Source organism: Bacillus thuringiensis (assembly GCF_022095615.2).
GTDB lineage: Bacteria > Bacillota > Bacilli > Bacillales > Bacillaceae_G > Bacillus_A > Bacillus_A cereus_AG.
The window spans coordinates 53,083-79,395 of the sequence record NZ_CP155561.1 but is presented as its reverse complement, the minus strand read 5'-3'; the positions used below and the strand labels follow the sequence as shown (position 1 = coordinate 79,395).

Genomic DNA, 26,313 nt, shown 5'->3' with positions numbered 1-26,313 from the left:
TGCAGGCGGGGTTATTTATTATTTATAAAATAACAAATTAAACAGTAGAGGAGATAGTAAAATGAAAAAAGATTGTAGACACTTACAACTAGTACCAACAGTAGAGGAACATAAAACAAGAATGGAAAAAAATCAGAAATCATATGCTGCAGCAGCGATGTCCTCTGAATCCAGAGCACGAGTGAATCAAATGAGAGGATGTTTTGAAGCTGAAATTATATTACCAGATGGGAAATTTCAATACTTTAAACCAGATACTCTTAATGAAAAGGTTGCCATTCAAGAAATCGCTTTATACATTGAAGGCATACAGGAAGCAAAAGAAGGCTACGTAATCTTATGGCGCTTTGTCGGGCAACAAAATTTTTACCATGGCACAAAGATCGTAGCTGAACCGAAGTTTCGTACATTTCTACGTAAGGTTAAAGATTATCTTTTTGACTACGAGGAAGTTGTTTATGAGACTGAAAAATAAGGAATATAGAGGGATAGATATGAAAAAAGATAACATTTGGGTAGTGTTAGATGATCCAAAAGAGCAGGAAACAAGAAAGCAATCGAAAGAGCCGGATGATATATTCGCTGGTTTGGATGAGCTATCGGAGATTACAGATGATGAACTACCATTTTAATTATGTCGAGGTAGTGTATAGAGGGTAAAAGGAAGAACTAAGTGATGTATATACTTGGATCTTCCTTTTTTTATTGCAAAAAAGAACTTGGAGGGAATTATATTATGCGTATAGGAAATGATTTAGCGGCGGGATTTTATCCAACACCACTAACAGAAGGGAAATACTTAGTGCAACTATTACAAATGGAACCAGGGCGAGCTTATGCTTGCTTTGATCCATGTTGTGGAGAAGGTACAATTTTACGAAGTTTTGCAGATGAGGTGAAACAAGTTGGTATACAACTTGATACGTATGGAGTCGAAGTAGATGCAAATCGATATGGAAAAGCAAAAGAACAATTAGATGTAGTGATACGCTCTAGCTTTGAAAATATGATGATTAGTCATGACTATTTTCCACTCATCTTTTTAAACCCTCCTTATAATACGGAGCTTCGGACAGAAAAAAAGAAATCAGAGAAAATGGAATTTAACTTCTTAAAGCGTGCGCATCATAATTTACAAGATGGTGGCGTTATGGTGTATGTCATTCCATACGATCGTTTTGCTCGAGATGAAATCAGCTACTTTTTAGCTAAGAATTACGAGGAAATAGGATTAATGCGTTTTGGTGATGAAAATGAAGAATTTGAGCAATTTAAGCAATGTGTCTTTATCGGCCGCAAGCGTGCTGCTACGAAAAATGACACATACTTCAATGATCGATTCGCTAATTTTTGTGAAAACATGTCTGACCTTACTTTCGTCAAAAAACATGTGAATACACTAGCAGAAATGGTAAATCGTAAGGATTGGTCTATATCTGAATTGAGGCCTCAAAACAAACTTATTTTCACATCACGTGTGGATTATAAAAGTGCTTATGAAGGAGTGGGGAAATCGGAAGGTATCTCGACATTCAAAAAGCGTTTAAATAGAGGGAATGGCTACTCACTTCAAGATGAGAAAACAGCAGCTGAAAGAGTGAAAATGCCGATTGCTTCCGGACAATTAGGACTATTGCTGATAACAGGCGTGGCAGACGGTTTGCTTGGTGAAGGAAATACACTCCATGCTGTTCGTGGATCTGAAAATGTGTATTATGAAACTTCATTTGAGAAACTGGAAACAACAACGAAAGAAGTTGTATTACAAAAACGCCGCGCGAAATTTATCACCGCAACACCAACTGGTGTTGTCAAAGAACTTGTCTAGGAAAGGAAGAGAGATATGTCTGTACTGTTAGGGATAGGAGCGCTATACATTGTATGGGAATTTAGCAATCGTATATTTCGTATTGCTATTGTACTTACAGTCATTTGTTTATGTGCTTCTCAACTAGGTGCAGGTACATATTTGGAAGTATTAGAGCAATTCTCTGTATTTCAAGGTGCAGGTGATATGCTACATGCGGCTGAACAATCATTACCAGAATGGAAACAGTTTATAGATTTTTAAACAACAAATTAAATGAGTAGGACATGAAACGTATCGATTATGATGCGTTTTTTATTTTAGGAGGAAACTTTATGATGAAGGAAATGATTCAACAAAATACATTTGATCAAGAACAAACACCAGCGATGTTGCAATTGGAGACAGGTACTGCTTCACATTCAGCTTTCTGCTTTGCTATGGCAGTTAATCATAACAACCAAATGCAATTTGCAGTGTTAGGTGCGAATGACAGTACATTAAAGTCATTCAGAGCAGCCATATCAATGGGGAGTCGTCGTTTGTATTTTGGAGAGGGACAAAAAGAAGAATTACATTATGTATTAGGCAAAAAAATGAATGTAATCTCGACAGGACAATTTGAGTTTATAAATACACAAACAGTAAATAGAAAAAAAGCAATTATTGCGTTTTCTAAAGAAATAGAAGAAAAGTATATTGTTGCGATTGATGAAGCGCCAGAAATGCAAGTAATAGATTTCTTAATGGCTCCTCCGTATGGTCTACCAATCTTAGAAGAGTGGGCGAAACCAATTTATGAAGAAATGCTAACAAGAAATTTGTTACAACCATTGGATGTTTATTTTGATAAGAATGAATTTTCTTCTCTAACGATTGCAAAAGTCGTATTAAAAGAAGAGGATTGTAAAGAGTTTTTATCAGAAATGATCCGGTCTGGAATATGTCAATTTCCACAAGAGGGTACAGGTAAAAAAATTAATAAAATCAATGATTTAAACGAATATCTATTGGAATATTCGCCTGTCATGCTTGATAAGGTAACAAAATTAGATGAGCCTTTACATCAACCGATGAAAGAACAGGCATTATCTCATTTTAATACATACCAAAGACCATTATTCCCTGTACAAGCACATGTAGCAACAGGTGCAGCTAAAGCATTACAAGTACAAAAAGGGATTATTATACAGGGTGAAATGTCGTGCGGCAAAAGTGCAATTATGACAGCGACAGTAGATGGATATTTCCATTTGACAGGACAAAAGGGATATCGAACCTGCGTATTTGTGCCACCGACTCTAACTGAGAAGTGGGCAAAAGAAGAAATACGACACTTAATACCAGACGCGGAAGTATATCTAATAAAACGTACAGAGGATTTAATTCGCATTCATCAATCTTGGATTCAGGATGGAAGACCAAAACAAAAAAAACCAACCTTCTTTGTCATTAGTTTTACTACGATGCGAGGGGATTCTATTAAGGAGATGCCATTACCTTATAAGCGAATTGCACTTTCCAAGAAATCGGAGGAAGAGGTGCAAAGATATTATAAGAATGGCTACTACTGCCCAGATTGTGGTGCTAAGTTGCGTAAAAAAACGTCTTCAATTATGGTTCAACAAGCTAATGGTGAACAGAAAGAAGTCTGTCAGTATAAAGATTTTACAGGAAGTGACTTAGATTCGAAAACAAATAAAAACAGTGTATGTGCTGATTGTAATTCAAATATTTGGAGCCCAAAAGTAAAAACGAAATATGCAAGTTTTAAAGATTGGACCAAATATGAAAATAAATTAGTGCAAGCAATAAAAGAGGGAAATAAACCGCTGCAAAAACAACTAGAGCTAGAGAATCGTGTGAAGCCATATGATGCGAAACAATCAGGACGATCATATCGAAAGGTAGCTACTGTTGAGTATATTCGTAGAAAAATGAAACACTTCTTTGATGCTTTAATTTGTGACGAAGTCCACGAATGTGTGACACGTTTCTATATAAGTGTCTAACAATGATACGAAATTAGAGAGTGTAGTTTACTACATTACAACTGATAATTCGATTTTAGGAATGAAGCCATCATGTTGGTTGAAACTAATACCTAATACTCCTACAAGCATCTAGTAGGTGATAGTCTATAAATGTTTGAAGCTAGGTGAAGTCGGCAGAAGCTAATCTAACTTATCTCTTTTGATGACATGATTAATGATATGCCGGGGCGCTACAAAATATCTACGGTGAGTATGTTCCAAGGGGAACTGACGAATATGTGAATTAAAATGCCTAGAGGACTAAAACATGGAAACATGTTTACTGCAAATTGCAGGGTAAGATACCGAAAAGTAAGACTGTTCGTTATGAAATTCGGGATAACCAACTATGAGGTTATAAGGCTTACAGGTATAAAACATACACCTAAGGATATATGTATAGCTAGAATTATTGGAACGTGGAAAGCAACGAACATTCATATTAAACGCCTATCAGCGGAATGGTCACTATAAGACTTGTGTAAACAATTCGAAATGTGTTTATCGTTGTGAGAGTAAGGGCACAGTACCGATAAAACGTCTAATAAACGTGTAGGGATAGCCCTAAGTCTAAAATCCCAAAAACTAAATTAAAGTAAAGTTAAAGTTCATCTTTCGGGTAAGAAGGTGAGTTGGATTATCTCTTATAAGGAGGTTTCCTACACCAATGAACACAAAGGTCGCAAGAAACAAACAATATTATGGCTTTAACGATATACAAAAGGATCTATACAAGAATAGTAAAAGTGGAAAACGAAACTTCAATAAATTGTTCGAAATGATAATCTCGGATGAAAATATATTACTGGCTTATAGACTAATCAAGAGTAACACAGGGTCAAAAACAAAAGGAACAGACGACTGGAACATAATGAATGTTGCTGAACTAGACAAAGAAACATTCATTAATAAAATTCGTTCAACCTTAGTTAACTACAAACCACAATCGGTTAGAAGAGTAATGATTGACAAGCCAAATGGTGGAAAAAGACCATTGGGAATACCTTGTATTCTCGATAGAATAATCCAACAAATGTTTCTTAATGTCTTAGAACCCATATGTGAGGCAAAATTCTATAACCATTCATATGGATTTAGACCATTAAGGTCAACAAGACATGCTATTGCTAGAGTTCAAACACTAGTAAATATCAATAAACTACATTACACCGTAGATATTGATGTGAAAGCATTCTTTGACAACGTTAATCATAACCTTTTAATTAAATAATTATGGAATATAGGTATAAGAGATAAAAGAGTCCTAGCCATAATAGGGAAAATGCTTAAAACACCTATTAAGGGGATTGGAATCCCAAATAAGGGAGTTCCACAAGGGGGAATCCTGTCACCTCTCTTATCAAACGTAGTCCTTAATGATTTAGACCAATGGGTTGCAGACCAATTTGATACCTTACAAAAAACTCGTAAATCATTTAAGTCAAATGACAAAAAGATAGCTGAATTAAGACATAAATCTTGTTTAAAACAAGGGTATATTGTTAGGTACGCTGACGATTTTCGAATCATGGCAAAAAGCTACAATATCGCACTAAGATGGTTCCATGCAGTAAGACTATACTTAAAAGATAGACTTAAACTTGATATTTCAAAAGAAAAATCAAAGGTAATCAATCTTAAAAGACATAGCTCTACTTTTTTGGGATACGAAATTAAAGCGATAGTTAAGAAAACAAAAGTTGTAGCAATAACAAGAATGTCTCCTAAAAAGAAACAAGATGTAATAAAGACAATTCGAGAACGAATCATATTAATCAGTAGAGAACAATCAATGAAAAATATCATGAATTACAACTCTGCAATATTGGGTATTCAACAATACTTCCAATATGCTACACATGTAGTGAAAGATTTTGCAGACATTGAATATAGACTAATAAGAACGTTAAGAAGCAAACTGATTAGCTTCAGCACCTATGGTAAACCCAAAGGACTTGAAGATAAGAGTGCATACAAAAAATTCTACACTGGAAATAGGAAAACGTACAAAATAGGTGGTATCTACCTGTATCCAATAGGAGAAATAAAGACTAAAAATAATATGAATTTTAGTCAATCACAAAACCCTTACGACTGTAATATTACATACAGTTGGGATATAGAATTAACCAAATTAATGCGTTCCAACATTCAAGGTAGAAGTGTTGAGTACATGGATAATAGGTTATCGTCCTACTCCATGCAAAAAGGTAAATGTGCTATTACAGGTCAATTTTTAACGGCTGATAAAGTACATTGTCATCACAAAACACCTGTCACTCTTGGTGGTTCTGACACGTTTAAAAACCTTGTAATAGTTCACAAGGATGTCCATATCTTAATTCATGCCACAAAAGAAGACACTATTCACAAGTATAAAAGCATTTTGGGATTGAACTCAATGCAATTGAGAAAAATCAACCAACTCAGAGGGCTTTGTAAACTTGAAATAATTTAGTAGAGGATTATCTAGATGGAACGCCGTATGAGGTGAAAGTCTCACGTACGGTGTGGAGCAGGGGAAAAGGTGGAGATAACATCAAATCCTTACCTATTGCTATTAAAAAGCGAAACAGCACAAGGAACTGCCTTAGGAAGTTTAGCAAAGGTTTGTAAGAAAGTTGTAGCTGGAACAGGTACATTATTTGGTGGGCGCGCAAGCGATGTATTCTATACGTTATGGCGTTTATTCCCTCAAAAAATGGTGAAAAGCGGTTTTGAATACAGTTCTTTAATGGAATGGAATGAAACCTACGGAAATATCGAGAGAACATATTACCATGATGGTGAGGTCACATCTAATATTGCTTCACGTGGAGCACAAGGTAATTTAGATAAAACCAAGGTCGTACCTGGTATTTCACCTTATGTGTTTACCCAATTTTTAATGGATACAACCATTAATGTGCGTTTAAAAGATGTTTGGCCAAATCCTGTGGAGCTAATTAATGTACCTACGATTCTTGTCGATATGTCGGAAGAACAAAAACAGGCTTATGAGCATATGAAAGAGTCTTTTGAGAAAGCGATTGAAGGGGCGAAAGGTACACCGGATGTTGGGAAACTATGGCTCACTTATATTCGTACAGGAAATTCGTATCCTGACAATATGAACCACTATCCAAACTATCACTTAGATAACGCGGAAAAGGAATTGGTTTGGTCCAATAATGAATTTAGATTTGATGAGGATTGTATTCAGCCGAAGGAGAAGAAGTTGCAAGAAATATTGCAGACTGAAATATCTGAAGGCCGTCCAACCATCATTTATGTATCTGATACAGGATCTACAGTAAAAGAACGAGACGTTCAGCCTCGTTTGCAAAAGGTCGCAGAGCAAGTACCTGGTGCGAAAGTATCTATTCTTTGCACGAATACAGTTACTCCGCCAAAGCGCAGTGCATGGTTAAAAGAGCAAGTAAAAAGCGGTATAAATGTAATTATCTGTTCGCAAGAATTAGTAAAAGTTGGATTGGATTGTGCGACAAGAAGTTGCTAAGTAATAGTGTTTCCAATGGAAACCGTCTTAGTCATTGAGGACGTTCCCGCCCGAAACTGCTTTTCGAGCAATCGAATTGTTGGGTTGCATGAGGGTTAAATGCTTAATGGCGGAATTTACACAGAATTCCAAAAGAGCTAGGGAAAGTTAGGAAGGTATAAGCGTAAGCTGAATCTTTGTAGTCTTCGTCACCGACAACAAGCGTACTGTGATTGAAAAAGCTTGTAGATGTGGATAGGAAAAGTTCTACGGTCGAGGAACTGAGAAATGACCCATAGATCCACCGGAGTAAAGAAGGGTGCCTAACCTAACGTATCTATTATTAGTGAAACTTGGTAAGCCCTATATATTCCTCTCATGTGAGGTAGGGTAACCGTAAGGAAACCACAATATGTAGAGGGTAAAGGAACATGGAGAAAGCGAATGTCGACATAACGAAAGTTAAGGTGAAGACACATTTGTATAAACCGTCGAATAGGGAAATACCCAAATCGAAAGATTGCAGACTTCCATGTGGTCATCAACACGAATAGAAAGCGGAAAGAATAATCCTTAAAGAGAGGGAGATATGTTATGAAAACCAACGAATACGTTGCGTCGGCTGTTTCCCCACTGGTGGATAACTGGCACTCAATTAATTGGGTGAAAGTTAATTGCTATGTAAGGAAACTTCAACAACGAATTTATCGTGCCGAACAACTTAAACAAACGAGAAAAGTAAGGAAATTACAAAGACTTCTATTAAGAAGTAAAGCAAATTTACTATTGAGTATTAAACGAGTAACGCAAGAAAATAAAGGCAAAAAGACAGCTGGTATAGACGGATATATTTCGAATACTCCGCAAGAGCGAGTTGAATTATACAACAAACTTCAAGTGTACAGTACAAGAAATATTAAGGTTAAACCAGCTAGAAGAGTATATATCCCTAAAAAGAATGGAAAGAAACGTCCGTTAGGTATTCCAGTAATTGTTGATAGGGTGTATCAAAATGTATTTAAAAATGCCTTAGAACCACAATGGGAAGCAAAATTTGAAATGACATCTTATGGATTCAGGCCTAAACGTGGCGCGCATGATGCTATGAGCGATTTATTCGTGAAATTAAGCCGAGGAAGCGCTAAGGGATGGATTTTCGAAGGTGACTTTGAAGGGTGTTTTGACAACTTAAACCACGAGTTTATTATGGAAAGAATTAATAACTTCCCGAATAATGAAATCGTTAAGGAATGGTTGGAAAGTGGATACGTTGATAATGATACATTCCATAAAACAGACAAAGGAACACCACAAGGTGGAATTATCTCACCATTGCTAGCGAACATAGCATTACATGGGATGGAAGAAGAAATTGGAGTAAGATACTTCAATACTACAAGACAAGGATACACTTTATATCAATCGTCAGTTGGTGTTGTGAGATATGCAGATGATTTTGTTATTGTATGCCCTACGGAAGAACAAGCCCGTGGAATGTATGAAAAACTACAACCATATCTAGACAAAAGGGGTTTGAAGTTAGCGGAAGAGAAAACAAGAGTTGTTCATATTAATGAAGGATTCGACTTCCTTGGATTTAACTTTAGACAATACCCAACTAAAGATGGAGATAAATTGTTCATTAAACCATCACTTGAAAGTGTTAAAAACGCTAAAAAGAAAATCAAGGAAGTGTTTGACTGGGGTAAAGGCAGAGAAACAGTCTATCTAATTGAAAAACTCAATCGTGTATTACAAGGGATTGCAAATTATTGGTCACCAACAGTAGCCAAAGTGATTTTCAGAGATATTGATTCTTATGTCAATGAAAAAATAGTAATTTACCTTAAACACAGACATCATAGAACTTCATTTAGAAAACTGATGAAAATGTATTTTAAGCCAGACATTACGGGCGTAAGCAAAGACAAATGGCTTCTCACGTGTCCAAAAGACAATACTAAACAACTTATTCGTATGAGTTGGACTAAGATTGAAAGGCACGTGAAAATCAAACAGTATAACAGTCCATTTGACGCAATGCTCAAAGCTTACTTTGATAAACGTGACGAGAAAATTTTCGATAGGGAAAATACTAATGCCAAGAGGAAACTTGCGAAAAAGAGCAAATACAAATGTAGAATTTGTGGTGAATCCTTACAAGGAACAGAACCGGTTGAAAGCAATCATATTGTGCCTAAAGTAATTGGTGGAGTGGATAGTTATGAAAACTTCGAACTATTACATAAATCATGTCATAAAACACACCATGTACTGCTAGAGAAATACGGAGAAGGTAAGAAACTACCTAAAGTCGTAAATTATCTAGAAAGCAATGGTATTAAAGATATGAATAATAAAAAGGCTATTAATCTTATGAAAAAAGCATTCAAGAAGTTCCGTTATTAAGTTGAAGGGATGAAAGATGGCTTGAGCCGTATGTGCTGAAAGGTACAAGTACGGTTCTTAGGGGGGAAAGAGGTGGTAACATCTCCGACCTACCCGACTACTAGCAACGCCAACCCTTATTTTCTACCAACTATCATTTAGCTTATTTACGTTAAACCAAGCAGCAAGAAGACACTGGCGTATTGGACAAACAAAGCAATGTAGAACCTTCTATTTGAGCTACCAAGAAACGTTCCAAGCTCAGATGGCACAGTTGATCGCCCAGAAGAATAAAGCTTCTGAAGCCATGAATGGTGATGCAACAAGTGATGGATTAAATGCAATGCTAGGTGATACAGGAGATCTCCAGACGTTATTAATTCAAAATATTAAAAGCGGGAATCAATTAAAAGGTTCAACAGAAGAATGGACACAAGCAGCATCAGAAGAATCTAAGCGGGTACTTGCGAATATCGGTAAAGTAATTACACCAGTGTTTGAATCAATTGAAATCCAATTTACAAACTGGGTGAAAACATTACCTGGTACATTTGATGTATCGTTTATGGAAGATGCAAAATTTGTGCAAAAAGCTGTTGAATGTATTAAAGAAGAAAAAGTTCCTGGCGTTGCAATAAACCAGCGTAAACTTGTAATTGAAGGGAATGTTGATGGTATCATACGTACTTTAACAACACTGAATACCGATAAGCGTATGCTTGTACAAAAACAAGATATTGCATTATGGGATGAATTGATTGTGGAAGTAGATACTTCTCAAAAGAAAGGGAAACGAAAAAACAAAGTAATTGAAGGCCAATTTGAGTTCGATTTATTTGGTTAAATGAGAGGGGAAAATCATGTTTACGATATTTCTTATCGCAGGAATTTGCTATATATGTTTTGTTGTTTGCAAAACAAGAAGAAACATGTTGATAGAACAAGAGAAAAAAGAAAAAGGATCGGAACCGATGGAACGACCTGTTTATTGGTGTCCGAGAGAAAATAGACCTATTGGAAGGGAACAAGAACGTGTTACTGCTCCAACGAAAGAAATCACCTTAGAAAAAGATGTAGCAAGTATATATGATTTAGTTGCTACATCTGTTCATAAGAATCTGGGTGAGGAAGAGAGTAACAGGTTCAAAAATGAGGATATAGAAGAAGTGGAGTATGCTGAATCTTTTCATCATACTCCTACTCCTGAAGTTGTGTATGATATTCCTTTTCCAAGTGATGAGGATATACCTGAAGAATTATTTGAATATGAGGACATGTATCCACAACAAGAATATGTTTCAATTTCACAGGAAACGGAACACATTTTTCCTGTTCAACAAGGAGTAGCTGATGTTGAAGATATGGATTTTGTGAGGTGGACTGCAAAAGTAATAGAACAAGAAGAAGGACTGACACGTGTCATAAATATGTCTAATAAAAAGCGTTATTGGATTCATACAGAAGGAGAGATATTACCGAAAAATCAATTACTGTATATGAAATTAGAGGTCGATTCCCCTGATTCTTATACACTAGTTGAATGGAGTAATAGACAACTAGGGAATATATAATCCTATTTCCTAGTTGTATTTTCTTAGTTAAATAGCATGAAATACAGCATTTTTCCACTCATTTGTACAAGGATAAAATATTTTTTTATTTTTGTACAAATGAGTGGGACAGAATGATTCACCATATAAGAATATTCGACTATAATGAGACATTGTACGTCATTGTAATATTAAAATGTTTAAGATTATGTGATTAATAATTTTAAAACAGGAGAACCGAGAACTCTCCGCAATATTACAATGCTTAAAATAGATTAAATCCATACATGAGGATTAAATGAAGTTAAAAATATTTTTGAGTCAAAAAAATAACAATTTTGAAAGGTGAATGTAAATGAATATTAATTCCCTAAGTAACAATGTAGTAGAAAAATTAGAACAAACGGTGCGTTATGAAAAGAAACAAGTCCAGGTATTACGTGTAAGTAAAAGTAGTTCGAACATCCATGCTTACATGATTTTTCCGGAATTCTCAGAGGTTAAAATTTCAAATACCGAACTGGATGAATATATAGAAAACCTGACAACAAGCGTGAAGTATGTCATTGATCGTAAGTTGAGTCAACAAGAAATTGAAAAACAAAATCATTCTTTCATTATGACGTGTGAAATCGAGGAAGATGGTGTGATAGATGATGAAACTATTCATTTTAATACAACGTATGTAAAACCACCGACAATTGCAAAGAAAGTATTTAAGTTAGTGTGTGGATTAGGTAATCGTTTAGATAGCCTAAAAGAGCTACATATCACAGTATTGAATAATAATATTAATCGAATTGAAATTGAATTTTACAATGAAAATGAAACATACATTGCGGTAGAGAAGGAAGAAATTGCGAATGCTATTATGGGAGCATATACGAAAGCAAATATCTATTATGCAGCAGATCTTTGTTATGTTGCGGAAGGAAATCAAATCAAATTAAAAAGCATTAAACCAAAATTAGCGGGTGATGTATGATGAAACAAGAAAAAGGGATGATTGGAGTCCTATGTACGCTTGTTTTGATGATATTACTACTTATGCCCTTACAAGCAGCTCAAGCTTCAGTAAAAGTAGATTTTAATAAATCGAACGGGAATGATCTTTCGTCATCCTTTCAAGAGGGATTGAACAATCGAGCGAAAACAACAGAGAAAGATGATTCATTCGGCTCATCAATCCTACAAAAGATTGAAGGTATGTATACACCGGCTTTTAAAACAGGTGTAAATATCTTTTCTATTTTGTTTGTATTAGGCGTTATTGTTATGGTTATGGCATTGATTACGAAGAATGGTCAATGGATGAAGTGGGCAACCGGAAGTATGATTTGTTCATTTGTTAGCATGATGTCTTTGAGACTAAGTGTGTACTTCTTCTTCAGTTCCGATGTATTTTCATTTATGAACATCTTTACGGATTTTTTAGACCTGTTTAAAGCAACAGCACTTATTTTCACACCATTTATGTTAATCGCAGGTATTCGTTTAAGAAGAATTCACGAGAGTACGAAACAGCCTGAATATTACCGTTGGTCCAACCGTGTCATAACGGGTTCATGTTTGCTGAGTATGTTAGCCGTACTCGCTCCATGGCTATTTGCTAATATGTGAAGAACCGTATATAAAGATTTAAAAGGTACTGAATGAACATTCAGTACCTTTTATCTACCTATTAAGTTTCTTCTTTCGTATTCTGCAAATATCTCTTCAGATATAGGGGATAATGTGCCACTTAGGTATATAGCGGTATATAAAAAGTACTGTTTGTCCCTTGTTTGAATGGTAAGTGTGCCATGCTCCTCGTTATAGGGGATAATTCTTTCGATTTTTAAGTGTTTTTTGTCGCAAATGATGGTCTTTATTGTATAGATGTTATGTGTCCGTAATCTTTCAATATGCAAACAAGTACGCTCTAACAGATAGAAAATGAGTGTCATTTGCAAAATGAACACAATTTTAAGTAGAACCGGTATATTTGCGAAACAGACAAGGAATATAGAAACTAAGAAAATATTTAATTTCGAAAACCATTTTTCGAATTGTATCATAGAAAAAATATTTTCCTTCGTTTGAAATACCTGAAATCTTGTTATGAGGAATAAAATTGTGAAGATTCCTTCGTAACTAAGCCAAATTTGCCATTCTGGATCAGAACTCCCCATTGTTACGTATATGATACCAGTAATAAAAAGGAGTGGCACCAATTGTACCAGGCTAAATAACATCGTATGTTCTACCATTCTTTTCTTATAAATGTGCTTAGTAATTGAATCCAAGTTTCTTAACTCCTTCTGCGATTTTCATGATGACGCCACCAATTAGGAGATGGTATTCACCAATTCCTTTCTCATTTACATACCAACACATGTAGTGTCTTATACCTTCTTTTGCACCATGATCATGTAAAGGGAAGGGAGAAGCGTATTTTTCTAGGGGAAGATTTTTATCAAAAGGAACTTGTTCTGCAAGTGCAAAACGTTTCTTTGAATCATTTACAATCCAACAACCATAATCTATTGCTCCATGCCATATTGCGTCTTTATGAATCGGATCAATAGAAGGTTGTGCTGGGTAATTTTCAGCCAGCATTTGTGCTTTTTCTTCCCGAAGTCGTTGATGGATATGTGAATTCAATGGATCTTCTGTTCCGATTTCATAGGTTTCTTCAAAGTTCCCGCATCCATAAGGGATAAAGGGGCTATTTGAATCGGCTGCTAATTCTAGACTGCAAGAATCTGATTTTGATAGATAGTATACACAGTCTTTGCAGGTGAAATAGTTTGAAAAAGCTGAATCTGTTTCTTGTTTTGTTACGGTATTATCTACTACAAGTTTTAACATATCTATCACAATCCTTTATAGGCTATTTCTGAATTTAATATAGACGTATCATATCATGCTTATTTTTAAATGTAAATATTTTCCATTTAAAAATAACCTAATTTATTTTGAAAGGAATGTTTGTTTTGAAAAGAAGTCAAGAATATATTGTTTTGCGAAATTCTATTTTAATAGGTTGGCTGCTTACAATTATCGTTATAGGTCTATCTATCTATTTTTCATCTATCGTATATTTACTAATTGGATGTTTCATTCTATCACTTAAATATGGGGTGATGGGTACCGTAAAGAATGTGGAAAAACGTTTGCCTACTTGGGCTAATTTTGGGGTTATAGAAAAACCAGTCAATCGAAGGGTGACAAGACCATTTCAGTTTCGGGGCGGACTCCTTGTTTCAATAGCTTTAGGATTTGTGGAGATGGTGATAAAAGGCTTATGTATCTCATATTTTATTTTAGGATTAGAAACGCATGTCTTCCGTCTAATACGTAGAAATGCAAAAGTATAAAAGGAGGCTTTACAATGAAAGTATTGATATTCGAATTAATTCTTATTGCGATTCTGATTCCAATGAATATTGTTGTTAAAAAACATGTACCAAAATGGAAAGGAAAAGCCGGAGAAAAATTAGTGAAACGTATATTAAGTAAGTTAGAACCGCAAAGCTACCATGTGTTACATAATGTGACTGTTTATACGGAGTACGGTGATACAACGCAAATTGACCATATTGTTATTGCGGAAACAGGTGTATTTGTTATAGAGACGAAGAACTACGAAGGATGGATCTATGGAAATGAGAAAGCAGCAAGATGGACACAAGGAATCTTTAGAAAGAAACACTCATTTCAAAATCCATTTCGACAAAATTTTAAACATATGAAAGCAATCGAATGGGTGATGGAAGAACAGCTGCCGTGTATTTCTATTGCAGCGTTCCATCCAAAATGTAGTCTAAAAAGAGTACATGTTCATTCTAAAGATAAACATGTTCTGTATTATAACGATCTACAAAAGTGTATTGAATCATATACTGACGTGCAACTAACAAATGATAAGGGCCAGCATATCTACCAAACAATATTGCGAGCAAACATTATGGATAAGGATATTGAGAAGAAACATGAGAAGTATTTACAGAATAGGTTCGCTAAACAATAGGAATTGGAGAAAGAGACATGTTATATGTAATAGGGTTCCTAGTAATCTCCATAGTAGCTATTCGTCTTAACATGAAGTATTACAGGTTAAAAGGAGATTCAAACGATTTTATAATGAAAAAATAAGTAGAGATCTCTCACACTGTACTTATTGTGAATTTAAATTATTTAGTTATATTTAACCATCCATGTAAAAAGCACTAAGCCTATTTAAGGAAAAGTGCTTTTTTAAATGGATAGAAAATTCTTAGTCTACTCATTGCTAAATAGATTATTTAATAGGTTTTCTCTATTTTGCATATAATATTTAGTGAGGTTATAATGGTCTGTCATCTCATAATTAATTTGTTCAATTTTGTTATCGAAATTATAAATTGTGGCGTTCGGGAATCCAAGTAAAATCGGTGAATGAGTAGCAATAATAAATTGGATATTTTGAGTTTTAATCAAGTCATTGATAATCTTCATGAAAACTAATTGTTTGGATGGCGATAAAGCAGCTTCTGGTTCATCTAAAAGATAGATTGCTTTATCATTATTGAAGCGGTTTGAAAATAGTGATAAAAAAGATTCTCCATGGGATTGCTTAAGAAGAGAACGCCCACCATAAGATTTAAAACCACTCCCATCAATATGATCTATATGAGTAGCAAAATGGTAAAAAGATTCTGCACGTAAAAAGAATCCATTTGTAACTTTAGGTAACCAAGAAAGTCGAACATACTCACCTAAATCAGAACCTGATGCATAAACATCATACATATTATTACGATTTCCGCCGGCTGTATTAAATTCACATTTGTCTGCAATTGCTTCAAGTAAAGTTGATTTTCCTGAACCATTTTCACCTACAAAGAATGTGACAGGACTATTAAAATCAATATACTCTAAGTTTTTTATATATGGTATTGAGAAAGGGTAATAATTATAATCTTTTATATTCTCATGAAGTATTGTAACTTTTTTTAAAAACATATTTTATCACCTAAATAAATGAAATGTGTAATCGTAATGAATCTATTTTTTTGCTTGTGAAAGAAGATATTGGCATAATTCGACGCAACTTCCCTCTTCCTTCATTTTTTCTAGCATTTCTAATGGTAAATCTTCAGTCGGTGCATCTAGTATTCTCATTAGATGCTTTATTACTTCATTATATAAAATGTCTCCATTAGAAAATATCGATGCAACATCTAAAGATTCTATTGCTTTCAAGAATTGAGGGTTTATATTTTTTCTTTTAAAGGTATCGGACATTATAAGGAATAAGAGGTCCAAATTAGATTTTTGTTCAGCAGTTATTCTAGCGTCTACTATTAAATTTTGGAGAGGGTATCTAGAGTCAGTCAATTTACAGATAGATAATCGTGTTATATGGTCCTTTAATGTGATAATTTCATTTTGTAGAGATTCAATTTTTTTGTCTTGAGATTCAATTCTTTGTATTAGTGCCTCATAGTTATTCATTTTGTTCTCCCTTCAATAAAATATAAAAAGAAGGTACTGTACCTTCTTTTTATATTTTAAACTATTATTTATACTTTATAAAGCAAGGAAGCTAACTGCAGCAGCAACATTTTCTGCTATATCCATAGCTGTAGCATTTGGTACACCAGCGCTTCTTAATGATTCAAAAATAATATCTCGAACAGTAGCTTGTACATAATTTGTACCTGCATCTATTTTGCTTATCGCTTTGTCCAATCCTTTATTTACCTTAGTTACATTATTTCTTAAATATTTAATAGAAGCACTACCCATTCTTTCTTCTACTAAACCTAAAACCCAGTCACCAGCTTTAATACCAGCTTTAATTGTTTGGAGAGCTCCTTTAATAGCCCATCCCCATTTCCCAGCAGCTTCAACTTCGTCTTCAGGATTAATAACAGGACCGTTTGTTAACTGTACCGGATTAATTACTACATTATTATTTGGAACCGTAGTAATATCCGTATTATCTTTACTATCTGCAAATGCTGAAGAGGTTGGTAATAAAACTCCTACCGATAATGTAACTGCAGTTAAAGCTGGAATCACTTTTTTAAACATAAATAACATCCCCCAAATATTTTATTTATTTCAATATTTAGTGTATTTTATATATTGATGTATTTCAACCATTTTTTTCATTATCTCTCATTTTTTTACTTTTCAATAAAGCTTTTTCAGCATTTACTAGACCATTTCCATAATAAAAATTATCCCCCAAGTCCGTAGCTGTATCTTTTAAAATTTGACTTATTTCTATATTTGTAAGATTAGGATTAGATTCTTTTAATAAAGCAGCTATACCAGCTACATGAGGAGAGGCAATTGAAGTACCACTATACACATAATAGAAACTTCTAGGAATGGTAGTATAGACATTGTCTCCGGGAGCGACTAAATCTAATCTACTTCCAACACTAGAGAATATAACCTTTTCATTGTTCTCATCTATTGCACCAACGCTTATTACCTCTTTATAAGCAGCTGGATAAGTTATGGTTTCTTGCACTCCATTATGACCTTTATTTCCAGCGGCTGCTACCAATATAATTCCTTGCTCATAGGCTTTTTTTACTACTTCTTCAAGAGCATTATTATTAATAATTGTTTGTAAACTTAAATTTACAATGTCTAGTTTATTATCAATTGCCCATTCAATTCCTGAAATTACATTACTAATAGAACCTTTTCCTCTAGCGTCTAACACTTTAATTGCAAAAATTTCAGATAAAGGAGCCATTCCTAAAACACCTTTATTATTATCCAGTGCTGAAATGACACCCGCGACTCTAGTTCCGTGTCCATAGTCATCGTTATAATTGCTGTTTGGATCTATAATGTTAATACCATCCGTGACTTTTAAATCTTCATGTGTAATATCAATACCAGAATCAATGATTCCGATTTTAATATTTGCCCCTTTATATCCTTGTTTATGTACGGAGAATACTTTTACACGCTCCATGTTCCAATTGGATAATACAGGAGCTCCTGTATACATGATGTTGCTATGCTTTTTCAAATATTCTTTTTTAATATCAGGTATTACTTCAACTGAAACATCTTTTTCTATTGTTGAAATATTTGGATTTTCCTTTAAGGAATCTATTGAATCTACAGGTATCTTAGAAACTATAGTAGGTGTGTATTTGTAAGTCTTTTCAATAGTTCCTCCGTAATTTAATATTATTTTGGAATCTACCTCATTTTTAAAAGTAACAAGGTACGTATCAAATTTTTGTTCTGCAAATGATGGGTTAGCAGAAATTGAATATAAGAATAAAAAGATTAAAGAGAAACATAGAATTAATTTTTTCATTTTTTCACCTCTTATTTATAAAATAGAATTTTCATATAATTATATCATTGTTTTGTAAAATAAAGGTATATATTTGTAATATTTTTACTAATTATTTAATGAGAGTTTAAACCATGCAATAGATATTTAGAAATTTCATTGATTACTATTAGTATTTGTATATAAATAAAGTCAATGATATTATATGAGTAATCTAATATTAAAAAATCATATTGCAAAAGGACACACCTACGCATAACCATAGCGTAGGTGTGTCCTTTTTTGTTTAAGGAGGAAAAAGTATATGGGGAAAACGTTATTTATTGCAGAAAAACCAAAGGTGGCCAATGAAATTATGAAATCACCACGATTCCGTCACTCACAAAAGTACATTGGTAGCAAACCTTATTATGGTTATTATGAAAATAATCATTATATTGTCAGTTGGTGCCGTGGGCATCTGCTGGAACTAAAAAATCCGGAAGAGATGGATCCAATGTATAAAACGTTTAAGTTAGAACATTTGCCTTTAATTTATCAGCCAACTTATAAAGTAAAACAAGAAAATGCTGAACAATTACAAATTCTTGTGAAACTGCTGCAACGTCCAGATGTTGACCAAGCGGTGAATATTTGTGACGCGGATAAAGAAGGTGAATTAATCTATAGGGAAGTGTACGAATATGCAGGAGTGAATAAAAAGCAATCTCGCGTATATAAATCCTCTTTTGAAGCGGCAGAACTCGAGGCAGCACTCAATCGATTAGAAAGTGCATCTAAATACGATGGACTGGCGTATTCTGCTAAAGCAAGGCAGTATCTGGATTATCTATTAGGAATGAATATAACCAGGGGATGCACCACAAAATTAGCACAAAATAAATTCTTATTGTCATCTGGCCGTGTACAAATGTGTTTATTAAATGAGATACGTCAACGGGAGTTAGCGATTGAAAACTTTAAGGAGCAATCTTATTATCATCTGCAGCTAACAACAGATTTAGGACTTACACCGGTTATGAAAACAGAAGACCAAGTGTTAAACCCATCGCCATTAAGAAGTTTGGGAGAAAATATGAAAGGGCAATATCTTGTAGTAGAAGAATTTAAAGAAGGAACCAGGAAGAAGAATCCTAAATTGCTATATAACTTAACAGATCTGTATAAAGATGCCCATGCGCAATTACAAATTAATGCTGAAACTTCCAGAAAACACATTCAGAATTTGTATGAGGAAGGTTTCATAACCTACCCACGCTCATCTTCTAGGCATTTACCTACAGAACAAGTGGATCGTGTAAAAGGTGTTATGCAGGCGTTAGCTAAGAGTCAGTATTCTTTACTGGTACAATCTGTCGATATTGAAGCAATTGATGTGAAACATAAAACATTTAATGATGAGCTTGTATCAAGCCATTTCGCTATAATACCAACGACTAAACTATATCAAGAGGAAAGTCGTCCAGAGATTGAAAAGCAACTATATAACCTTGTAGTAAAACGTTTTGTGGGTAATTTCATGCGTCCTGCAGTGTACTTGGTAAGAGAAGTATTACTTATTGACACGATGGGGAATATATATCAAACAAAAGAAAGTGTGCTTCGAGAAAAAGGGTTTCTAGAAGTGTTCAAAGAGGAAGTGGAAGAAGAAAGTGTGGAAGCATTCAAAATCCCTATTCTACAGAAGGGACAAGAACTTCAAATCAGTGGTTTTGAATTACTTGAATCCAAAACAAAGAAACCCGCATTACACACGGAAAGTTCAATTTTGACTTTCATGGAAACAGCTGGACGAAAAGTAGATGATGAACATTTAAAAGAATTAATGAAAGGCAAAAGAATAGGGACTGTCGCGACCGAAGCGACCTTTATTCCAACTCTACACGGGAAGAACTATATAGCCATTGAAAAAGGAAAAATTACAACGACTCCAATTGGTAGTTCCTTTATTGAGCAATTTCCTGTTCAGCAAATTAAAGATCCACTATACACAGCTGAAATGGAAGGAATGATACACCGTATTGAAAAGAATGAAATGAGTTATGAAGACTTCATTGCACAAACAAATACGTTTGTACAAAAAATAACACAAGAGCTTATAAGAATACCTGATACGGTTTCGTATAATCTTATAGAGACTTGGAAGCAACAAATAGAAGTATGCCAATGCCCTTGCAGAGATGGAATAATTTTAGATAGAGGGAAATTCTTCGGGTGCAGCAATCATCCGAACTGTAATATTGGATTACCTAAGAAAATTAAAGACAAAACAATCCCTGCAGTACAAGTAAAAAAACTATTTGAAGAGAATAAAATGGACCTTATAAAAGGATTTAAATCTAACGGAACAGAATTTTTTGCTTATCTAGCATTCGTTAACGGCGTAGTCAGCTTTAATTTGCCTTCAATTGAAGAATTATCGCTAGGTCAGTGTCCGAAGTGTCAGAAAGGACACATTCTTAACCGTACAACGTTTTTCGGATGCTCAGAATATCAAAACGGATGCGATTTTTTATTGTCAGCTAAAATAAAAGGTAAGAAATTATCCGATAACCAGGTTAAAAAACTATTGAATAATGATGTGACAGATTTCATTAATGGTTTTAGTGGGGAAAACGGAGAATTCACTGCTGCGATTCGATTAAAGCCGGACTTTAGTATTTGTTTTGAATTTTCGACTACAGATGATCGTACGGTAGGTAAATGTCCATTATGCCAGAGTAGGATTATAATAGGGAAAACAAACTATCTATGTGAACAATACAAGAAGAACTGTGATTTCATCATTTCAGGAATGATACTCGAAAAAAAAATTTCAGCTAGTCAAATTAAGAAATTACTAGAAAAGAATATGAATGATACAATTCAAGGATTTAAATCAAAAAAAACGGGGGAATTATTCGGTGCAAAATTAACATATGACACCGTAAAGAAAAGACTGACGTTTATAAACGTGAAGAAGAAATAATATCGCAAAATCTTAAATTTCATATATAAAATTAATAAGAAATATGATATGATGAAAGTAACAAAATACTTCTAAAACTATCTTGCAAAAGGACACACCTACGCATATATATGCCATAGGTGTGTCCTTTTTTATGTATTTTTAAGATTTCAAGACTCAAAAGGGGGATATATATTGTGTACCACTAGTATAGCATCTACTAATGTTTCTTTTGAAAAATTGAAAAGTCAGGAAGAGAATGAAAAAAGCATAGTTTCAATATGTCCGAATTGTAAGAAACGCTCATTTAGAGCACTTTATAATGATTATCCAAAATGGATACAGTTTTGCCTATGTTGTAATAATCGAGAAGTAAATACAATAGAGAGTCCGTTTGTTTATTAGATGCAGCTATTTACGTATTTTGATTAGGAGGAAGAAATTTCGATATGAAAATATGGATTAAGGCTATTTGTATAATATCATTCGTATTTCAAATGGCAGCATGTAGTAGTTCTACGCAAACAAAAAACGATTCAAGACCTGCCCAAGCAGTACAAAACGGGATACAACAGCACGTGGAAGGGAAAGGTATTGTTGATATTCCAGAAGCTTATAAGGGAAAAGTAAAAGGCTTAGAGACTGTTAAAGGGAATGTATTACATATAAAGGACGGAGATACGATAGACGTGAACGTAAAGGGACAGAAACAAACGGTAAGGTTACTGTTATTGGATACCCCTGAGTCTGTATCTCAAAAAATTCCACCACAAAAGATGGGAAAAGAAGCCTTTTCCTTTTTAAAGAAACAGCTAGAAGGGAAAAGTGTAACTTTGGTTTATGACCGGGGACAAAAAGAAGACAAATACGGTAGGAAATTGGCTTATGTATTTTGTAACGGAATACATATTAATGAATTAATGGTCAAGTCTGGTTATGGGATTATAGCCTATATTTCTAGACCGAATACTACATTTCTACCTGAAATGCTAGAAGCAGAAAAAGAAGCAAAAGAATTAAAGGCTGGTGTGTGGAGCATTAAAGGATTTGTAGATGAAAAGAACCGACATTATAACCGTGATGATGCAGCTTAATATCAATACTTATTCAAAAAGGAGGTTTCCTGAATGAATGGGAACAAAAGAAACATGCTCTTATCTTTTTTTATGTCTACTTTCTTTATTTTTTTGAGTCTATTTCCATTTAGCGGTAATGAATATGTATATGTTATATCAAAAATTGGAGCTGCAGCAGGTGTAATAAATATTGTCATGATGAGTGTGTTCTTGTATTTTCAAAGCAAAAAAATAAGACACCTCTTAAATTAATACGGCAAAAGCGCTTGTTTTCCTTACTCGTATACAAAAGAAAAGGGTAAGGAAAACCGAAAGGGGCATTTTTTAGATGAGTCAAATACCAGGGTTTTTAAAGTTCGTTTTAGCAAAGGAAAGACGATATGTATATTTGGCTGTAGCAGAAAAGAAAAACAAACGAGTGAAAACACATATTGTATATAGATTCGGTCCACTAGAAACAGCATTAGAAACTATGTACGGAATGCGTGATGATTTTGAGAATTGCTTTCCACCAGAGTTGAAAGATAAGGAGTATGACTGGGAAGATCTAAATAATTGGATACTATCCATTGAAACCGGTTATTCCAAATACGGAAATAAGTTAGTGACATTCTAAATAGATAATTGAGATAATATCACACCCTTATTATAAAACCTTCAATGCAACTAAAATCGTGTGAGGAGAATATAAAATGGAATGGATTCGTAAGTACCACATTGCAATTGCTTGGTCGATAGCTACTAGTGCAATGTTAATTAGTTTGTTTTTTAGTGAATGGATGAAGCTGCCTCCATGTGATTTGTGCTGGTACCAAAGAATGGCCATGTATCCATTAGTATTAATATTGGGGATAGGAATGTATAGAAAAGATCCGCACGTCAGCACGTATGCATTTCCATTTGCGTGTATCGGTTTAATGTTATCTGTATATCAAATTACAATTCAAGCGTTTCCTATTAGTGAGATGAAAATTTGTTCTGTAGGGGTTTCTTGTACAGAAGATTACTTGAATTTGTTTGGCTTCATTTCAATACCTATGTTATCTTTTGTTGGATTTTTAGTCATCATAATACTTTTATATATTAAACCTGATAGAGAGGCAAAAGAACAAATAACACATCGATTATGAACAATATACTCATACAAACACAGAATACTTAAAAATAAAAAAGAAACTAAAAAGGAGAAATTAAAATGACAACTATACAAGCAAGTAATGAAATGTACAAAATCCCAGAGGCGGATGTAGAATTATTAAAGATTATGGCCCATCCAGTTAGGTTACAGATTGTGAAGGAGCTAGAACATCGCAAGATTTGTAATGTAACACAATTAACGGAGTTATTAGATGTCCCTCAATCTACTGTATCTCAGCATTTGTCTAAAATGCGTGGCAAGATTCTCCGCTCGGAAAGAAGAGGGTTAGAGATGTACTATCATATTGCAAATTCCAAAGCATGTCAGATTGTTAGTGTACTAGGTTTATAAATACCTCAAATTAAACATAAAATAAGGACAGCCTAGCATGGCTGCCCTTATTTTATTTGTGATTTTGTATATATTTGTGAGCATTTAGTATAGCAATCATTATTCTTTGCTATCAACCTTCAATCATTTTTGTTTCTCAATATGTTTCGTTTACTTTTATTTTAAAATAAACTTAATTCTATTTATTTATCTATGTTTCCTGGGATGAATCCTTTTACTGAGGATTTCTTTTTTTATTGTTAACGACTTCATAAATCAGGTTTTGGTGCAAAGAATGAACAGAGATTACATAAGACATGGATTCCTAACGGAATCAACTTTTATGTGATCAATCCAAACAAATAATGGATACATATATGGTTAAATCTTGGCGTAACCAAAGGATTTATAACAACCCATCTTACATTAAATTTCAAGGTGAACAAACTAATACCTAAAGTTCTGTAGCAGGAACAGTAGATTTAGGATTTGGATTTACGATTGATGCTAAGGTATCTGTTAATGGTTCACCGCAATCAAGGTACACAACAGTAAAGGTACAACATACTATATCACTGCAAATGAAGCCTATGTGCATGTGAAGTAGAGAAATGGATTTTTTCTACTTCACATATGGGCAGTCGCTTAGTTTGGAAGAATTAGTATTTTTGAAGTAACATTAGAGTTTTAATAATCATAGAATATAACCAAAAAGGTTATAATTCTCCTTCAAAACTCCTGAGAGTCAATAACAGATAGGATGTTTCAAAATGTCTAAATCAAACAAGAAAATATCAAAACAAGTTCCAAAACCGTGTAATAATGAAATACCTTTTTGTTTTTCTATTTTGGTGCCTTCGAAACTAGATACTTCTAAAATTGAATATTTGGATTTTACTTTTGATGTTAGTTGCTTACAATGTATAATAGAGCCTATTTCAATTCCCGTTCATGTCGATAATCCCTGCGATACTAAAGAATGTATTCCATCTAAAGCTCTAATAAACCAGATAAGAATCGTTGGTTGTATACAAATATTTGCAGGCCTCTTTCCACTGGTAAGTAGAGATATTCCACAGGGTGGGTATATTCCAAATCCTGCTGGAAGTCCTCCTTTTTTATCCTCTGGTCTAGGTTCTGTAAATGGCTCTGAAGTTCTTTGTGTAGATCGTGTAATTTGTTATACAGATTTAGATAATTCAGAACCATGTCCAGATTTAAGTGGATCTACTTTTACTGCCTATACCGGTACTTATAAAATCGATGAATGTGGAAATACACTTATTCCAATTAAAGGTTCAATATTTCTTCCCAATTGTAACAAGTGTGAATAAAGCACTCCTACTCCTGTAGACGAGAGAAATTTCGGCTCATCAAGCTAAGGAAAATAAGACACCCTCAAGCAGAAAATGAAGTGAACCCTGAAAACGGGACACCTATCAAAACACCTAAACCATCTGTTCCCTAAATTCTTTAGGGGATAGGTTGTTTAGTTTTTCTTGAATTTGCACACAATTGTAGTTGAACTGTACCCCGAATCATGGACACTTAAAAAGGCCCCATGATTCGGGGGTTTTGTGTTTTTTTATCAAAAAACCTCGTTATAATGGAACCAACGATAGAAATGAGGTACGAAGAATGAGTAAAATTATTTTTAAAGAAATTCAAATGAAACAGCTAGAAAATAATAAAAATGTATTAAAAGCGTCGGAACGTTCGATTAGCTATTGTCATGATTTCAAAATAAGAGCGGTAAAAGAAAATCAACAAGGAAAAGGTCCTGGCCAAATCTTTTTAGAGAATGGGTTTGACTTAGCTGTGATTGGTGAGAAGAAACTAAAACAAGGCTTGAAACGTTGGCGAAGAACCTTTGAACAATTTGGTGAAGAGGGCTTTTATACAGAACGCCGCGGGAAAGGAAGCACGTATTACGTTTTTAGAAGCAGAATTGACATTCCTAAAAAAGTTAGACGAACTCGAAAGGCAGGCGTTACAGAAGAAGCGTTAACACCACGAGAAACATACACACTGATTGAACAAACCATACGTCGCTTCTATGGTCCGTTATCTTTGTACACTGGCTGTGGTAAGTCGGATTGGATACTATGCGTGGCTTCATCAGTCAGATAAACATCTAGAAAAAGAACGTAATGATGAAACAGATTATTAATGGATCCAAGAAATTTTTAATCGAAAAGGAAAAATATGTGGTGGTCGTTTTATCAAAATAGTGTTGGAAAAGACAAAAGGAATTTGTATGAATCTTAAG

25 protein-coding genes and 4 pseudogenes are annotated in these 26,313 nt (G+C 34.2%); 23 read left to right on the top strand and 6 right to left on the bottom strand.

Annotated elements, in window-relative coordinates; translation table 11 throughout:
• Positions 1 to 61: 61 nt before the first annotated feature.
• The 12 genes and pseudogenes from KZZ19_RS29915 (at position 62) to KZZ19_RS29860 (ending at position 12,876) form a co-directional block, all read left to right on the top strand.
• The gene (locus KZZ19_RS29915; protein WP_237982351.1) at positions 62 to 475 is read left to right on the top strand and encodes a DUF6018 family natural product bioysynthesis protein; all 414 of its coding nucleotides are present in this window, start codon (positions 62 to 64) and stop codon (positions 473 to 475) included.
• Positions 459 to 632 carry a hypothetical protein gene (locus tag KZZ19_RS29910; RefSeq protein WP_237982357.1) on the top strand — a complete coding sequence of 58 codons (174 nt, stop codon included), beginning with the start codon at positions 459 to 461 and terminating at the stop codon, positions 630 to 632. The genes KZZ19_RS29915 and KZZ19_RS29910 overlap by 17 nt, the downstream gene beginning before the upstream one ends.
• A gap of 104 nt (positions 633 to 736) precedes the next feature.
• A complete protein-coding gene (locus KZZ19_RS29905) occupies positions 737 to 1,828 on the top strand; it encodes a DUF6094 domain-containing protein (RefSeq protein WP_237982352.1) in 1,092 nt (363 codons plus the stop codon).
• Positions 1,829 to 1,843: 15 nt separating this feature from the next.
• On the top strand, positions 1,844 to 2,071 hold the full coding sequence (locus KZZ19_RS29900) for a hypothetical protein (protein WP_000114819.1): 228 nt from the start codon (positions 1,844 to 1,846) through the stop codon (positions 2,069 to 2,071).
• Positions 2,072 to 2,142: 71 nt separating this feature from the next.
• Positions 2,143 to 3,819 carry a hypothetical protein gene (locus tag KZZ19_RS29895; protein ID WP_237982353.1) on the top strand — a complete coding sequence of 559 codons (1,677 nt, stop codon included), beginning with the start codon at positions 2,143 to 2,145 and terminating at the stop codon, positions 3,817 to 3,819.
• Between the two features lie 688 nt (positions 3,820 to 4,507).
• Positions 4,508 to 6,298 (top strand): annotated as a pseudogene (gene ltrA, locus KZZ19_RS29890) (group II intron reverse transcriptase/maturase).
• A 102-nt stretch (positions 6,299 to 6,400) separates the two neighbouring features.
• A pseudogene (locus KZZ19_RS29885) lies at positions 6,401 to 7,339 on the top strand (hypothetical protein); the annotation flags it as partial.
• 573 nt (positions 7,340 to 7,912) lie between these two features.
• Entirely contained in the window at positions 7,913 to 9,727 is a 1,815-nt protein-coding gene (ltrA, locus tag KZZ19_RS29880; RefSeq protein WP_237982354.1) for a group II intron reverse transcriptase/maturase, read from the top strand.
• 97 nt (positions 9,728 to 9,824) lie between these two features.
• Positions 9,825 to 10,550, top strand: a pseudogene (locus KZZ19_RS29875) (hypothetical protein); the annotation flags it as partial.
• A 16-nt stretch (positions 10,551 to 10,566) separates the two neighbouring features.
• Entirely contained in the window at positions 10,567 to 11,277 is a 711-nt protein-coding gene (locus KZZ19_RS29870) for a transposase (protein ID WP_237982355.1), read from the top strand.
• Positions 11,278 to 11,611: 334 nt separating this feature from the next.
• Positions 11,612 to 12,241, top strand: a complete 630-nt coding sequence (locus tag KZZ19_RS29865; RefSeq protein ID WP_202322542.1) for a hypothetical protein — start codon at positions 11,612 to 11,614, stop codon at positions 12,239 to 12,241.
• Entirely contained in the window at positions 12,241 to 12,876 is a 636-nt protein-coding gene (locus KZZ19_RS29860) for a hypothetical protein (RefSeq protein ID WP_237982356.1), read from the top strand. The genes KZZ19_RS29865 and KZZ19_RS29860 overlap by 1 nt, the downstream gene beginning before the upstream one ends.
• Before the next feature lie 50 nt (positions 12,877 to 12,926).
• Here the strand turns inward: KZZ19_RS29860 and KZZ19_RS29855 are convergent, their stop codons facing one another.
• Together KZZ19_RS29855 and KZZ19_RS29850 are read right to left on the bottom strand one after the other, a co-directional pair.
• Complete coding sequence (locus KZZ19_RS29855; RefSeq protein WP_237982358.1) at positions 12,927 to 13,541, bottom strand: hypothetical protein; 615 nt, start codon at positions 13,539 to 13,541, stop codon at positions 12,927 to 12,929.
• Positions 13,525 to 14,106 carry a hypothetical protein gene (locus tag KZZ19_RS29850; protein ID WP_237982359.1) on the bottom strand — a complete coding sequence of 194 codons (582 nt, stop codon included), beginning with the start codon at positions 14,104 to 14,106 and terminating at the stop codon, positions 13,525 to 13,527. The genes KZZ19_RS29855 and KZZ19_RS29850 overlap by 17 nt, the downstream gene beginning before the upstream one ends.
• A 125-nt stretch (positions 14,107 to 14,231) precedes the next feature.
• On the opposite strand from KZZ19_RS29850, the gene KZZ19_RS29845 reads away from it, so the two are divergent.
• Both KZZ19_RS29845 and KZZ19_RS29840 read left to right on the top strand, forming a co-directional pair.
• Positions 14,232 to 14,615: a hypothetical protein gene (locus KZZ19_RS29845; RefSeq protein WP_237982360.1), complete on the top strand. Its 384-nt coding sequence runs from the start codon at positions 14,232 to 14,234 to the stop codon at positions 14,613 to 14,615.
• Positions 14,616 to 14,629: 14 nt separating this feature from the next.
• On the top strand, positions 14,630 to 15,268 hold the full coding sequence (locus KZZ19_RS29840; protein WP_237982361.1) for a nuclease-related domain-containing protein: 639 nt from the start codon (positions 14,630 to 14,632) through the stop codon (positions 15,266 to 15,268).
• A 251-nt stretch (positions 15,269 to 15,519) separates the two neighbouring features.
• Here KZZ19_RS29840 and KZZ19_RS29835 read toward each other — a convergent pair whose 3' ends face one another.
• The 4 genes from KZZ19_RS29835 to KZZ19_RS29820 all read right to left on the bottom strand — a co-directional run bounded on the left by KZZ19_RS29835 (position 15,520) and on the right by KZZ19_RS29820 (position 18,574).
• Positions 15,520 to 16,242 carry an AAA family ATPase gene (locus KZZ19_RS29835; RefSeq protein ID WP_237982362.1) on the bottom strand — a complete coding sequence of 241 codons (723 nt, stop codon included), beginning with the start codon at positions 16,240 to 16,242 and terminating at the stop codon, positions 15,520 to 15,522.
• Positions 16,243 to 16,284: 42 nt separating this feature from the next.
• Entirely contained in the window at positions 16,285 to 16,734 is a 450-nt protein-coding gene (locus tag KZZ19_RS29830; protein ID WP_237982363.1) for a hypothetical protein, read from the bottom strand.
• Between the two features lie 75 nt (positions 16,735 to 16,809).
• The gene (locus KZZ19_RS29825; RefSeq protein ID WP_237982364.1) at positions 16,810 to 17,316 is read right to left on the bottom strand and encodes a hypothetical protein; all 507 of its coding nucleotides are present in this window, start codon (positions 17,314 to 17,316) and stop codon (positions 16,810 to 16,812) included.
• Between the two features lie 64 nt (positions 17,317 to 17,380).
• Complete coding sequence (locus KZZ19_RS29820; RefSeq protein WP_237982365.1) at positions 17,381 to 18,574, bottom strand: S8 family peptidase; 1,194 nt, start codon at positions 18,572 to 18,574, stop codon at positions 17,381 to 17,383.
• A gap of 283 nt (positions 18,575 to 18,857) precedes the next feature.
• Between KZZ19_RS29820 and KZZ19_RS29815 the strand changes: the two genes are divergently transcribed.
• The 9 genes and pseudogenes from KZZ19_RS29815 to KZZ19_RS31305 all read left to right on the top strand — a co-directional run bounded on the left by KZZ19_RS29815 (position 18,858) and on the right by KZZ19_RS31305 (position 26,174).
• Positions 18,858 to 21,521 (top strand): type IA DNA topoisomerase, encoded by a 2,664-nt coding sequence (locus tag KZZ19_RS29815; RefSeq protein WP_237982366.1) that lies wholly within the window; start codon positions 18,858 to 18,860, stop codon positions 21,519 to 21,521.
• A gap of 428 nt (positions 21,522 to 21,949) precedes the next feature.
• Entirely contained in the window at positions 21,950 to 22,594 is a 645-nt protein-coding gene (locus KZZ19_RS29810) for a thermonuclease family protein (protein ID WP_237982367.1), read from the top strand.
• A 33-nt stretch (positions 22,595 to 22,627) separates the two neighbouring features.
• Positions 22,628 to 22,828 carry a hypothetical protein gene (locus KZZ19_RS29805; protein WP_237982368.1) on the top strand — a complete coding sequence of 67 codons (201 nt, stop codon included), beginning with the start codon at positions 22,628 to 22,630 and terminating at the stop codon, positions 22,826 to 22,828.
• A gap of 76 nt (positions 22,829 to 22,904) precedes the next feature.
• Positions 22,905 to 23,192: a hypothetical protein gene (locus KZZ19_RS29800; RefSeq protein WP_237982369.1), complete on the top strand. Its 288-nt coding sequence runs from the start codon at positions 22,905 to 22,907 to the stop codon at positions 23,190 to 23,192.
• A 76-nt stretch (positions 23,193 to 23,268) separates the two neighbouring features.
• Positions 23,269 to 23,706 (top strand): disulfide oxidoreductase, encoded by a 438-nt coding sequence (locus KZZ19_RS29795; RefSeq protein WP_237982370.1) that lies wholly within the window; start codon positions 23,269 to 23,271, stop codon positions 23,704 to 23,706.
• Between the two features lie 65 nt (positions 23,707 to 23,771).
• Entirely contained in the window at positions 23,772 to 24,065 is a 294-nt protein-coding gene (locus tag KZZ19_RS29790; RefSeq protein WP_000207870.1) for an ArsR/SmtB family transcription factor, read from the top strand.
• A gap of 357 nt (positions 24,066 to 24,422) precedes the next feature.
• Positions 24,423 to 24,651, top strand: a pseudogene (locus tag KZZ19_RS29785) (N-acetylmuramoyl-L-alanine amidase); the annotation flags it as partial.
• A 163-nt stretch (positions 24,652 to 24,814) separates the two neighbouring features.
• Positions 24,815 to 25,378 carry a hypothetical protein gene (locus KZZ19_RS29780; RefSeq protein ID WP_237982371.1) on the top strand — a complete coding sequence of 188 codons (564 nt, stop codon included), beginning with the start codon at positions 24,815 to 24,817 and terminating at the stop codon, positions 25,376 to 25,378.
• Between the two features lie 304 nt (positions 25,379 to 25,682).
• The gene (locus tag KZZ19_RS31305) at positions 25,683 to 26,174 is read left to right on the top strand and encodes a hypothetical protein (protein ID WP_432442739.1); all 492 of its coding nucleotides are present in this window, start codon (positions 25,683 to 25,685) and stop codon (positions 26,172 to 26,174) included.
• Positions 26,175 to 26,313 lie beyond the last annotated feature (139 nt).

What these genes read in the sequence shown, in the direction of transcription:
- KZZ19_RS31305 (WP_432442739.1), top strand. Translation starts at nt 25,683, where the DNA reads ATGAGTAAAATTATTTTTAAAGAAATTCAAATGAAACAGCTAGAAAAT.
- KZZ19_RS29795 (WP_237982370.1), top strand. Translation starts at nt 23,269, where the DNA reads ATGGAATGGATTCGTAAGTACCACATTGCAATTGCTTGGTCGATAGCT.
- KZZ19_RS29815 (WP_237982366.1), top strand. Translation starts at nt 18,858, where the DNA reads ATGGGGAAAACGTTATTTATTGCAGAAAAACCAAAGGTGGCCAATGAA.
- KZZ19_RS29900 (WP_000114819.1), top strand. Translation starts at nt 1,844, where the DNA reads ATGTCTGTACTGTTAGGGATAGGAGCGCTATACATTGTATGGGAATTT.
- KZZ19_RS29840 (WP_237982361.1), top strand. Translation starts at nt 14,630, where the DNA reads ATGAAAGTATTGATATTCGAATTAATTCTTATTGCGATTCTGATTCCA.
- KZZ19_RS29905 (WP_237982352.1), top strand. Translation starts at nt 737, where the DNA reads ATGCGTATAGGAAATGATTTAGCGGCGGGATTTTATCCAACACCACTA.
- KZZ19_RS29810 (WP_237982367.1), top strand. Translation starts at nt 21,950, where the DNA reads ATGAAAATATGGATTAAGGCTATTTGTATAATATCATTCGTATTTCAA.
- KZZ19_RS29780 (WP_237982371.1), top strand. Translation starts at nt 24,815, where the DNA reads ATGTCTAAATCAAACAAGAAAATATCAAAACAAGTTCCAAAACCGTGT.
- KZZ19_RS29820 (WP_237982365.1), bottom strand. Translation starts at nt 18,574, where the DNA reads ATGAAAAAATTAATTCTATGTTTCTCTTTAATCTTTTTATTCTTATAT.
- KZZ19_RS29825 (WP_237982364.1), bottom strand. Translation starts at nt 17,316, where the DNA reads ATGTTTAAAAAAGTGATTCCAGCTTTAACTGCAGTTACATTATCGGTA.
- KZZ19_RS29865 (WP_202322542.1), top strand. Translation starts at nt 11,612, where the DNA reads ATGAATATTAATTCCCTAAGTAACAATGTAGTAGAAAAATTAGAACAA.
- KZZ19_RS29800 (WP_237982369.1), top strand. Translation starts at nt 22,905, where the DNA reads ATGAGTCAAATACCAGGGTTTTTAAAGTTCGTTTTAGCAAAGGAAAGA.
- KZZ19_RS29830 (WP_237982363.1), bottom strand. Translation starts at nt 16,734, where the DNA reads ATGAATAACTATGAGGCACTAATACAAAGAATTGAATCTCAAGACAAA.
- KZZ19_RS29850 (WP_237982359.1), bottom strand. Translation starts at nt 14,106, where the DNA reads ATGTTAAAACTTGTAGTAGATAATACCGTAACAAAACAAGAAACAGAT.
- ltrA (WP_237982354.1), top strand. Translation starts at nt 7,913, where the DNA reads ATGAAAACCAACGAATACGTTGCGTCGGCTGTTTCCCCACTGGTGGAT.
- KZZ19_RS29790 (WP_000207870.1), top strand. Translation starts at nt 23,772, where the DNA reads ATGACAACTATACAAGCAAGTAATGAAATGTACAAAATCCCAGAGGCG.
- KZZ19_RS29895 (WP_237982353.1), top strand. Translation starts at nt 2,143, where the DNA reads ATGATGAAGGAAATGATTCAACAAAATACATTTGATCAAGAACAAACA.
- KZZ19_RS29910 (WP_237982357.1), top strand. Translation starts at nt 459, where the DNA reads ATGAGACTGAAAAATAAGGAATATAGAGGGATAGATATGAAAAAAGAT.
- KZZ19_RS29860 (WP_237982356.1), top strand. Translation starts at nt 12,241, where the DNA reads ATGAAACAAGAAAAAGGGATGATTGGAGTCCTATGTACGCTTGTTTTG.
- KZZ19_RS29805 (WP_237982368.1), top strand. Translation starts at nt 22,628, where the DNA reads ATGAATGGGAACAAAAGAAACATGCTCTTATCTTTTTTTATGTCTACT.
- KZZ19_RS29870 (WP_237982355.1), top strand. Translation starts at nt 10,567, where the DNA reads ATGTTTACGATATTTCTTATCGCAGGAATTTGCTATATATGTTTTGTT.
- KZZ19_RS29915 (WP_237982351.1), top strand. Translation starts at nt 62, where the DNA reads ATGAAAAAAGATTGTAGACACTTACAACTAGTACCAACAGTAGAGGAA.
- KZZ19_RS29835 (WP_237982362.1), bottom strand. Translation starts at nt 16,242, where the DNA reads ATGTTTTTAAAAAAAGTTACAATACTTCATGAGAATATAAAAGATTAT.